This window comes from Corallococcus sp. AB018 (assembly GCF_003986945.1).
Lineage (GTDB): Bacteria > Myxococcota > Myxococcia > Myxococcales > Myxococcaceae > Corallococcus > Corallococcus exiguus.
Window position 1 is genome coordinate 16,468 of sequence record NZ_RAWR01000151.1, and the last position, 10,861, is coordinate 27,328.

General features: G+C 68.3%; 9 protein-coding genes and 1 pseudogene. 4 read left to right on the forward strand and 6 right to left on the reverse strand.

Features of this window, described 5'->3' with window-relative positions; translation table 11 throughout:
• Positions 1–39: 39 nt before the first annotated feature.
• Complete coding sequence (locus D7Y11_RS28045; RefSeq protein WP_126935237.1) at positions 40–1,269, forward strand: class I SAM-dependent RNA methyltransferase; 1,230 nt, start codon at positions 40–42, stop codon at positions 1,267–1,269.
• On the opposite strand, the gene plsY is transcribed toward D7Y11_RS28045, so the two are convergent.
• Both plsY and D7Y11_RS28055 read right to left on the reverse strand, forming a co-directional pair.
• Positions 1,195–1,773 (reverse strand): glycerol-3-phosphate 1-O-acyltransferase PlsY, encoded by a 579-nt coding sequence (gene plsY, locus D7Y11_RS28050; protein WP_120580339.1) that lies wholly within the window; start codon positions 1,771–1,773, stop codon positions 1,195–1,197. The genes D7Y11_RS28045 and plsY overlap by 75 nt on opposite strands.
• A gap of 23 nt (positions 1,774–1,796) precedes the next feature.
• Positions 1,797–2,228, reverse strand: coding sequence for a DUF2752 domain-containing protein (locus D7Y11_RS28055; protein WP_120566606.1), 432 nt, complete (start codon positions 2,226–2,228; stop codon positions 1,797–1,799).
• Positions 2,229–2,317: 89 nt separating this feature from the next.
• Between D7Y11_RS28055 and D7Y11_RS28060 the strand changes: the two genes are divergently transcribed.
• Positions 2,318–2,890, forward strand: coding sequence for a DUF4920 domain-containing protein (locus tag D7Y11_RS28060; protein ID WP_169821929.1), 573 nt, complete (start codon positions 2,318–2,320; stop codon positions 2,888–2,890).
• Positions 2,891–2,916: 26 nt separating this feature from the next.
• Complete coding sequence (locus D7Y11_RS28065; protein ID WP_233597393.1) at positions 2,917–3,531, forward strand: hypothetical protein; 615 nt, start codon at positions 2,917–2,919, stop codon at positions 3,529–3,531.
• 11 nt (positions 3,532–3,542) lie between these two features.
• On the opposite strand, the gene D7Y11_RS28070 is transcribed toward D7Y11_RS28065, so the two are convergent.
• From D7Y11_RS28070 to D7Y11_RS28085, 4 genes are all read right to left on the reverse strand, one after another.
• Positions 3,543–4,481, reverse strand: a complete 939-nt coding sequence (locus tag D7Y11_RS28070; protein WP_172809207.1) for a hypothetical protein — start codon at positions 4,479–4,481, stop codon at positions 3,543–3,545.
• Positions 4,482–4,579: 98 nt separating this feature from the next.
• Positions 4,580–6,124: a radical SAM protein gene (locus D7Y11_RS28075; RefSeq protein ID WP_126935239.1), complete on the reverse strand. Its 1,545-nt coding sequence runs from the start codon at positions 6,122–6,124 to the stop codon at positions 4,580–4,582.
• Positions 6,125–6,239: 115 nt separating this feature from the next.
• The gene (locus tag D7Y11_RS28080) at positions 6,240–7,043 is read right to left on the reverse strand and encodes a hypothetical protein (RefSeq protein ID WP_120580334.1); all 804 of its coding nucleotides are present in this window, start codon (positions 7,041–7,043) and stop codon (positions 6,240–6,242) included.
• Positions 7,044–7,073: 30 nt separating this feature from the next.
• On the reverse strand, positions 7,074–10,271 hold the full coding sequence (locus tag D7Y11_RS28085; protein WP_126935240.1) for a TonB-dependent receptor: 3,198 nt from the start codon (positions 10,269–10,271) through the stop codon (positions 7,074–7,076).
• 230 nt (positions 10,272–10,501) lie between these two features.
• Here D7Y11_RS28085 and D7Y11_RS28090 point away from each other — a divergent pair.
• Positions 10,502–10,861 (forward strand): annotated as a pseudogene (locus D7Y11_RS28090) (energy transducer TonB); the annotation flags it as partial.

The window sequence follows — 10,861 nt, forward strand, 5'->3', positions numbered from 1 at the left end:
GTTCCCAATCGCCCCCGGGTCGTCTAAGGGCGGTGCACCATGGCTGAACGTCTTGCCCTATTCGTCACCGCCGCGCGCGGCACCGAGGACCTGCTCGCCGAGGAGCTGAAGGAGCTCGGCGCGAAGCGCATCCGCCAGGACCGCGGCGGCGTGCGCTTCATGGCCTCGCTCGACGAGGCCCTCAACGTCTGCCTCTGGTCCCGCATCGGCATGCGCGTGCTCTATCCATTGGGCGAGTTCGAAGCGAAGGGTGCCCAGGGGCTCTATGACGCGGTGGCCAGCGTCCCGTGGGAGGAGCACCTCACCACGAACGTGACGTTCGCGGTGGACGCGAACCTGAAGGACACCGAGCACGCGCACTCCGGCTTCGTGGCACTGAAGGTGAAGGACGCCATCGTGGACCGCCTGCGCGACAAGCTGGGCTCGCGGCCGGACGTGGACACGCGCAACCCGGACGTGTCCGTGGTGGCGCACCTGGTGAAGGAGAAGCTGTCCCTCTCCCTGGACCTGTGCGGTGACCCGCTGCACCGGCGCGGCTACCGCGTGCGCCCCACCCCCGCGCCCCTGAAGGAGAACCTGGCCGCGGCCCTCCTGCGCGCGGCGGGCTACACCGGCACGGAGGCGCTGGTGGACCCCATGTGCGGCTCGGGCACCATCGTCATCGAGGGCGGCCTCATCGCGCGCAAGCGGGCCCCGGGCATCAACCGGGGCTTCGCGGTGGAGCGCTGGCCGCACCTGGGCGTGCGCGCGAAGGAGCTGCTCGCGGACCTGCGCGCGGACGCGCGGCGCAACGAGCGCAAGGTGGAGGTCCCCATCCTCGGCTTCGACAAGAGCGACGAGGCCCTGGAGGCCGCGGACCGCAACGTGAAGGCCGCGCGACTGGGCGAGGAAATCCAGCTCGCGGAGGGCGACGCGACGAAGCTCCCGCCCCTGCCCGAAGGCGGCGGGCTCGTCCTCACCAACCCGCCCTATGGCGACCGGCTTGGCTCCGGCGGCCAGAAGGGCATGAAGACCTTCTACTTCAAGCTGGGCGATAGCTTGCGCGCGCTGCCGGGCTGGCGTGTCTGGGTGCTGTCCGGCAACCCCGCCTTCGAGAGCGCCTTCCACGCGCGCCCCATGGCCCGCCGCGACGTGTGGAACGGCCCCATCCCCTGCACGCTGCTGGGCTACCGCGCCCCGTCGCTGCCCCCCGGCTCAAAGCCGGTGTTCAGTGCGGCGGGCGAGTCGCAGGAGGTTGCTCCGGTGCGTCCAGAGCATCAGGACGAATAGCCCCGCGGTGAGCAGCACGTACTCGCGGGAGGGCGCGGTGAAGAACGCGGTGGCGATGGCGACCACCGCCGCGGACAACGAGCCCATGGAGCTCACGCGCCACCGGGACACCACCAGCCCGTAGATGATGGCCCCCGCGAGCGCCGCCTTGGGCACCAGCACCACCAGCACGCCCAGCGCGCTGGCCACGCCCTTGCCGCCCTGGAGCTTGAGCCACACCGGGTACACGTGCCCCAGCACCGCGGCCAGCCCCACCAGCGCGTGCGCTTTCGCATCCCCAGGCAGGTAGTGCACGGCCAGCGCCACGGGCAGCACGGCCTTGAGCGCGTCCAGCAGCAGCACCACCGCGCCCAGCTTCTTGCCGGCGACGCGCGTGACGTTGGTGGCGCCGATGTTGCCGCTGCCGCTGGCGCGCACGTCCACCCCACGAAACCACCGCGTCAGCAGCACGCCGAAGGGGATGGAGCCGCAGAGGTAGCCCAGCAGGAGGAAGGCGGAGAGCACGGAAGAGAACAGGGTCCCGCCCTTCAGGACAACAGGTGCGGGAAACGGGTGTGCACCACGACGTAGGCGTAATTGACCAGCAACACCAGCGGGAACGCGATGCGCACCCACCGCCACTCGCGCTCCTCCAGCTCCACCTCCGGGATGGGCAGCGCGAAGAGGAAGTGCAGCACCGTCGCCACCGCGGCCAGCGCGAACAGCAGCGCGCACACGGTGCCCAGGGGGTTGGCCTCCCACGCCCCCGGGATGTTGAAGTGCGCGACGCGGTCCGCCACGCGGGTGAGCCCACAGCCCAGGCAGGGCCAGCCCGTGTGCTCGCGCAGCACACAGCCCCAGAACGGGATGATGCGGGCCACGGGGACGTAGCGCCCCACGAGCAGCCCCCCGAGCCCGACGAGCCCGAGCCATTCGAATGTGCCCAACCGGCGGTTGGGGGCGGGGATGGTGACCTTCATGCGCACCTCGCGCCGAGTGTGCGGGACAAGTCGCGAGGATGGAAGGGGCGCCTTGCCGGGCCCCGGAAACCTGGGCTAAGCGAACGGGCATGCACATGCTCCGCACCGCCCTCGTGATGCTGGTCGCCGCGCCCCTCGTGGCCCTCGCGGCGGACAAGACGCCCAAGCCCGCCGCCAAGGCCGCGGAAGCGTCCAAGGCCGAAGCCGCGGCGAGCGACTGCCACCACCCCGCGGAGGCGAAGACGCCCGAGGCCGCCAAGGCCGCCGACACCGGTTGGACGCTCACCCGCGGCGAGCCCCTCAAGGGCGAGAAGACGGTGAAGCTGGCGGAGCTGCTCGCGAAGCCCCAGGCCCACGACGGAAAGGTCGTGCGCGTGGAGGGCCAGGTGCGCAAGGCGTGTGAGAAGAAGGGCTGCTGGATGGAGCTGGCCCAGGACGCCAAGAGCCCCGGCGTGCGCGTGACGTTCAAGGACTACGGCTTCTTCGTCCCGCTGGACTCCGCGGGTTCGCAGGCGCGCGTGGAGGGCGTGGTGAAGGTCGCGGAGCTGAGCGACGCCCACGCGAAGCACTACGAGGCCGAGGGCGCCATCGTCCCCCGCGGCACCGACGGCAAGCCCCGCGAGATTCAGCTCGTGGCCTCGGGCGTCGAGCTGCGCCGCTAGCCGCGATGGGAGGCCGCAGTTTCAGCATGAGGGGCGTGCAGGGCGCGGCCGACCGGGCCGTGCAGCACGCCCGCGCGTGGCTCCTGGAGACAGAGCCCGGGTCGCGAGTGCACGACGTGCAGTTGGACCCGCGCTTCCAGCACCGGGGCGTGGACCTGCTCTGGGAGCTGCCCTCCGGAGAGGTGCGCGGCATTGAAGTGAAGGGCGACCGTCAGGCCACCCGCCGCCGCTACTTCTTCGAGCTCATCTCCAACCTGGAGAAGGACACGCCGGGCTGCTTCCTCTACAGCGGCGCGGACCTGATGCTGTACGTGTTCCTCACGCAGGGGGAGCTGCACGCCCTGCCCCTGCCCCGGGTGCGCGAGTGGTTCCTCCCCCGCGCCCGCGAGTACGCCCTCAAGCACGCCTTCACCCAGACGGGCGCCATCCGCTACACCACCGTGGGCGCGGTCGTGCCCGTGCGGGACGTGGCGGAAGGAGTGCCCGGCGTCACCACCGTGAAGCTCAAGCGCGCGGCGCCAGAGAAGCCTGACGTAAAGCCCGGCACGCCGGACGCGGAAGGCGCGACGCCCGCCGCGGCCAGCGAACCCGCGGCGCCCGAGGCCCCGGAAGCCCGGAGCCCCCGGCGCACGGGGACCTGAAGCCCGGCCGATTAGCGGCGGCGCTGCGGCTGCGCGTGCTGGTGACGGTGCGCCCGGTGGCCCGGGTGCATCTTGTCGTGCAGGGCCTCCAGCCGCTCCTGCGTGCCCATCAGCTCCAGGAGCGCGGACCGGTCGTTCTGCTGCTTGAAGACGTGCTCCAGGCGGGGCACCAGGTCCAGCGCCAGGTGGATGTCGTTGGCCTTCTCCGCCTCCGCCAGCAGGCCGCGGCCCTCGACGGACGCGTCAATCCACGCCTGCAGGTGGATGAGGCCGTCCACCGCCAGCAGGCGCGAGATGGGCGCGCGAGCCATGTCGTGGATGAGGTTCTTGAGGTCCTGGATGGCGGGCTCACGCTCGCCCTTCGCGGCGCGCACCACCGCCTGGGAGATGCCGCGCCGGTCGGGCAGCAGGAACTCCTCCACCTCGGCGAACGCCGAGGCGTCGTCCAGGTGGCCCTGCGCGGCCAGCGACTCCGCCAGGCTGTCGAACAGCTCCGCGTCCTTCTCCGAGAAGGGCGCCAGCGCCTCCTGGAGGAACGGCTGGGGCAGCGCGCCCTTGTCATCCACCGTCAGCTTCGAGCGCAGGGCCTTCACGTGCTCGAAGGAGGAGGCCACCGAGGCCTCCTTCGCGCCGTTGAGCTTGTGCACGAGCACCTGCATCAGCGTCGCCAGCCCCTGCGTGAAGTCCTGCGGGGACACGCGGTCCGGCATCCACCGGCGCCACAGCTCCACGGCCGCGGCCACGACGTAGTCCTTGAAGGGGCCGGTGCCCTTCCACTTCGCCGCCCACTGCTGGGCGATGCCGAGCGGATAGGCGGACTCCGCCAGCTTGCGGTAGTCCTCTTCACCCACCGGGATGCCGTAGTGCCCCAGCGTGCTCAGCAGGGCCTCCGTCGAGTAGTCCTTGAGGCCCGTCTTCTGCCACGACTTTTCCACCCGCTGCGTGCTCACCAGATGCTCTCCGAGGCCATGCGAGTGCCGGCCATCGGCCCCGCTGCCCATCTTCTAGCGAAAGCGGAGCCCGGCGAATACGGCCTTTGCGGGCCCCGTCAGGCGGCGGACGGCTGGGGCGGCGGGCGGCCCGGCACGATGGGCCACACCGTGGGCTGGCGCCGCCCGTCCTCCACCCGGCGGGCCATGTACGGCTCGCACCCGCGCTCCTTGAAGGCCTTCTTCCACGCGGCGAAGCTGCCCCCTGCGCGCCAGGCGTCCATGGCCGCGAGCCCCGCCTCCGGACCGCACTGGGCCAGCATGTACTCCACCCAGGCCCAGCGCGCGGACGTGGGCCGCACCTCCGCCCGCCCTCGCAGGCCCTTGCGCAGCCGCTCCAGCTTGTTCTCCACCTCGCGCAGCCCCGCGAAGGGCGCCCCGTCCAGCGGCGTGTTGCGCTTGGCCACGAAGGGCGCGACCCCCAGCGCCACCGGCAGGATGCGCGACAGCTCCGTGGTGAAGCGGATCAGCTCGTCGATGTCCGCGTCCTCTTCATGGGGCAGGCCCACCACGTTGTAGACCTTGAGCTGCTTCATGCCCGCCGTGCGCGCGAACTGCGCGGCGCGGACAATCTGTTCCTCGGAGTGCTTGCGGTCCACCAGGTCCCGCATCTTCTGGGACGCCCCGTCCGCGGCCACCGTGAGGCTCATCGCCCCACCCCGCCGGAGCTGATCCACCAGCTCCTGCGTGAGCCGGTCCGCTCTCAGGGAGGACACGCCCACCTCACGCCCGGAGTCCACGATGGTGCGCAGCAGCTCCACGATGCGCGGGTGGTCCGTCACCGCCGCGCCCACCAGCCCCACGCGCTTGGCGTGCTCAGGGATGAGGGACAGGATGCGCTCCGGAGGCACCGTGCGCATGCCGCCATTCGTGGTGCGGCGCATGACGCAGTAGTGGCAGCCGCGGGAACAGCCCCGCTCCGGCTCGATGAGGAACATCGACCGGAGCTCCGTGTGGGGGGTGATGATCTGCGTGCGCGCTGGCAGCCGGGCGTCCGTCGCCTTCGCCACGTGGTAGCGCGCCCCACCCCGCCCGGGCACCCGGAAGCCGGGGACCTTCGCCAGGTGATCCAGCAGCGCCTCGCGTTCCATGGAGGCGGCGGCCTCCAGCAGCACGTGGATCAAGTCCTCCGCCTCCCCCTGGACGAGCACGTCCACGAAGGGCTCCAGCGGATCCGGGTTGGAGAACGTCAGCGGGCCACCCGCCACCACCAGCGGATGTCTGGCATCCCGCTCCGCTGAAAGAACCGGCAAACCAGACAAATCCAACATCGTGAACAACCCTGAAAGCTCCAATTCATAGGCAACTGAAAAGGCAAGCATTTCAAAGCTAGACACGGGTGCCTGGGATTCCCAGGTAAACAATGGCGTCCTAGTTCTCTTGTATGTCTCGACATCATCGGGAAGGAAGACACGCTCGGCGGTCGCGCCCGCGTGCTCATGCACCTCCCGGTAGATGGCCTGGTAGCCCAGCGAGCTCATGCCCACGTGGTAGGGGCTCGGGTAGCAGAGCGCGACCCGGTAGGGCGCCTCCTTGCGGAGCGTCCCTGCTTCGTCCGCCAGCAGTGAGCAGACGTGCTCGATGAGTTCGTAACGGCCCTCCATGGTCCTCCCGACAGTGGATTCCAGACACTAACAACAGCGCGGCCCCGGACCGCCACTCCCGCGTGGGGGAGGGGCTGCCGGGGCCGCGTTGGCCTTCAGGGTCGGTCAGTGCCGACTACTTGAACGACGGGATCTTGTTCGACGGGACGCAGCGACCCTCGTTGTAGCTCGGGGGGAACTCATCGTTCTCCTCGACGTACTCCGCCTCTTCCTCCGTCAGGAAGTCGCCGAACCAGAAGCGCTCCGGGACCGCCTCGCACTGCACGGCGAAGTCCGGGTTGATGCCCGAGCCCGAGCCGCAGTTGGAGAAGCCCTGCTCCGGATCGTTCTGGTCAACACGGGGATCGCAGCCGGTCGCCGGCCACACCGCACGCATGATGTACGTGGAGGTGCAGCCATTGCGCGTGAACGTGACCTCACCCGTCATCTGGGTGCCCGGAGAGCTGGGCGACGAGTACACCTTGATGTTCGCCAGCGTGTACGAGATGGCCGAGGTCACCCCAGCCTGCGTGGGGTTCACGGTCGCGGTGTTGAACGTCGGCGCGAGGCAGAAGTCGTCCGTGGTGTCGGCGCTCAGGTTACCGGTAACCTGAAGGCTGTCGAACGTGTTGTTCGCGTCCGACGAGCCCAACCGGGCCATGTACTGCGGCCGAACCACGAGGATGTTGCTCCCCGTCTTCGGGTCCGCGAACTTCCACACGCCCAGGTTGTCACCCACCTCGAGCGCCTCGGTCGCGCCGCAGGCGCTGCCGTCCGGCTTGATGCCGGTCGGACCGCTCACGACGTCGTACTTCGCCCACCAGTTCGCGAAGCTCGCGTCCTGGACGATGCACCCGGGGTTCGGCTGCTCGACATCGCAGGCGGTCAGGCTGCCCGCGGCCGTCAGCATCACCAGCGTTGAAAGAATGCTCTTGCGCATGTTGCTGATCTTCCTCACGTGGTCGGGTGGTTAGAACGTGTACCGGACACCGAAGCGGATCTGCCGCGGCGCCTGGTAACGGTCCGGGTTCTTGTAGTTCTGGTTCACGTCTTCGTAGGCCAGCTTGCCACCCGCCGCCGCCGGGACGTTGCCCGCGCTGTCAGCCGTGGGCAGGTCAGACACGGAGCCCGCAGTGTTGGTCTTCGCGTCGTACACCGGGAGCACCTGCTCGAAGGTGTAGGACTCGTCGACGCTGTCCACGCCCTGGAAGTTGAAGAGGTTGAACACGTCCAGGGTGAAGGACACCACGCTGTCCTTGCTCACGCGGTAGTTCACGCCCACGTTGGAGTCGACGCTGTTGATCCACGGGGTGCGACCGCCGCTGCCGCGCGGCAGGATGAACGTCTCATCCTGGCCGTAGCCCGGGTACGCGCCGAGGTAGCTGATGGGCGTACCGGAGTTGCCGCGGTAGGACAGACCGATGCTCGCCGACAGCGCGTTGGAGATGTTGAACTCCTTGGCGCCGAACACCTTGATGGCGTGCGTGCGGTCGAAGGGCAGCAGACCCGTGCGGTTGTTCAGGAGGGCCACCAGGTCGAAGTCCGCGAGGATGTTCGGGTTGAGCTGGTTGTTCTCCGGGCGGAACAGACCGGGGTAGTTGCCGTACAGGCGGGACCACGTGTAGCTCGCCTGACCCAGCCAGCCTTCCGTGAACGTACGGTTCAGGTAGACGGTGACCGCGTCGTAGTCACGCACGGGCGTCGGGAACTCCTTGGCGAAGCCGCTGCCAGGGTTACCGAGGAAGTACGTGTTGCCGTCATCGCGGCTCATGTCCTCGATGACCTTGCCCATGTCGCGGTGCGTGTACGTCGCGCCCAGGCGGGTGTTCGCCAGGAGCTCGTACTCACCGCCGACCACGACTTCGTCGGACGACTGGGGCTGGATGTCCGGATCGACCGGCTCGCTCTGCACCAGACCGCCGCTGAAGTACTGGTTGGAGTTCAGCGTGGCCTCGGCGCGGGGCACGATGTACTGGCGATCCGAGCAGTTGCCGCGCTGGCCTTCCAGCGTGGACGGGTCGCAGCCCGGAACATCCGACCCCGGCTCCGACAGGTAGCGACGCGCGCTGAAGCGACGCTCACCCGGGAAGGCGCGGTCCATCATGTTGAGCGGAACCTGCTCGTAGTAACGGGCGAAGTTCACGAACAGCTTCGCGCGGCCGTTGGCGAACGGATCCACCACGGCGCCGATGCGGGGCGACCACTGGTTGGCCAGCTTCAGCGCCAGGTTGCCGTCGCCGCCGTACATGTTCTGCACGTCGTAGCGCACGCCGAGGTTCAGCGTGACGCGGTTGGCGATGGACCAGCTGTCCTGGAGGAAGCCACCGATGGTGGTGCCGCTCGTGGACGACTGCTGCAGGGTCTCGAACACCGGGGTGTCCGGGGCCGTCTGGTAGCCGTAGCGGCGGTTGTCCGACCAGATGCGGCGGGTCACGCCGTTGAGCTGCACATCGCTCGCGGCACCAGCCTCCTGGAGGAACACGCTACCGGAGTAGGCCTTCTTCTGATCGAAGGTCAGGAACTCCGTGTCCACGCCCGCCTTGAACACGTGCGTGCCCAGGGCGTTCAGCAGGTAGGTGGCCTTGGCGTTGATCTGGTAGCGATCCAGCGTCGCCTCGGACATGAAGCCGGGGCCGCCCACGTAGTAGTTCGTCGCCGGGCAACGCACGGCCTGCTCCGCCGCCGTCGTGCCGCAGTACTCCGCGGCGTTGGGGACGTTCTCGAACGTGGTGATCGGGCGACGACGCGTGTACATGGCCAGCGAGTAGCCCGCCAGGCCGTCCGTCGAGCCGATGGCGCTGCCGTCCGCCGGAGGGTTACCAGCGGTCTGGTGGAACCAACCGAGGTTGGCGTCGACCAGGACCTTCTTGTCCATGAAGGCGCCGGCGTACTTGAGAGCGAGCGCCGTGGTGTTGGCGCGGTTCTCAGTCTGGCCGATGTCCTCAGGGCGCGAGTTCTGCGCCGCCGGCAGACCACCCGAGCGGGGGCTGATCTGCAGCTTGCCCAGACCACCCGACACGGTCGGGGTGCCGTTCAGGGCGAACGACACGTTGTGGTCCTGGTTGATGAGGTACGTCAGCTTGCCCATGAACTGGATCGTGCGGGAGTCCGCGAAGTACGTCCGCTCGGAACCCGGGATCTGCTGGACGACGCTGAAGCCGTTCGCATCCTTCGCCACCGCGCCGTTGTCATCCAGCGTGAAGGCGTTGAGCGCACGGGTGTGCTCGTAGCGCTGGAACGACGGCGCGAAGCCGGCGAAGAACCAGAGCTTGTCCTTGAGGATGGGACCGCCGAGGGTGGCGCCGAAGTCGCCCAGGTTGCTCAGGGCGTTCAGGCCGGTGATCGTGGTGCCGTCCTCGATGACCAGCTTGCGGTTGCCTTCCGCGAAGCCCGGCGTCCAGTTGGCGAACACGGAGCCGTGGAACTCGTTGGAACCGGACCGGGTCACCGCGTTGATCACACCGCCCGTGGAGCGACCGAACTCCGGCATGTAACCGCCGGTGATGATGTTCACGTCCTGCACGAACTCGATGCTCAGCGGGCTGGCGTTCACGCCGAAGGCCGGGTCGTTCGTGGACAGACCGTCCACCACGTAGCCGTTCTCAGGCGAGGTCGTGCCGTTGATGGACACGCCGTACTGGTCGGACTGGGCGCCCGGGGCGAGCTCGGCCAGGGATTCAAAGGAGCGCGTCGCGCCGCCCTTGCCGACCGGACGGGCCACCGCGATGCGCTTGATGAACTCCTGATCAACGTTGAGGCCCTGGTTCGTAGAACCGACGTCGATCGTCGGCGGGGCGCCAACGATGGTCTCCGTCGACGAGAAGCTCTCAGGGAGCAGCTCCACGTTCACGCGGATGGTACGGTTGAGCAGCAGCTGGATTTCAGGGCGGGCGAAAGGCTTGAACGACTCCTTTTCGAACCGCAACGTATACGTGCCCGGCGGGAGCTGGGGAATACGGTAGTTACCCTGTGCGTCAGTAACCACGGTCTGCTCGCCCTGCAGGTTGGGCGAGGTGGCGGTCACAACGACATCTGCAGCCGGCTTCTTGTCTTCAGTGTTGATGACAGTGCCGATGATGACGCTGGACTGCGCGAAAGCTGCGGATCCGTACAACAGACCCGCAGCAAGGACGACTCCGGTTTCCCGAAGTACTTGTTTCACTTGCATACCTAACCCCTCCAAGGTGGGCTGCAACCGAAAATGACTTGGGAAAATATCCGAGGTCAAGCAGTTGTCAATAGACCGTTGCTTTTTGGTGACCAGTGGGGCATTGGCCGATCACGATTGCGGCGCCAGACACGGTTGCTTGAACCCGGAACCCTTTTCTGTATGGTGGCCGCCCTTCAATCCGGGCATGGCGGGGACGGGTAGTCCACTGGTGAAGAGGAGTTACGTGCATGTTCGATTCAGTCCTTGACCGCGGCCAAGGACCCAGGTCGCGCTTCGGCGTGGGTGCCGGCGTTTCCACGCTGCTCCACGTTGGCCTGCTGGGTCTTGTCGCCTATCTCTCCACGCGTCCGCCTCCCGTGGAGGAGAAGGAGGTCGAGGTCACGCTGAAGGCCACGATGGCTCCGCCGCCTCCGCCTCCGCCTCCGCCTCCCCCGGCGTCGAAGCCGAAGACGGAGAAGAAGGTCACGCCCAAGAAGCCAAAGGACGTGATCGTGCAGCCGAAGGAGATCCCTCAGCAGAAGCCGCAGGAGACGGAGACCCCGCCCGAGCCTGACGAGCCCGAGGCGAGCGAGTCCGAGGTCGAGGGG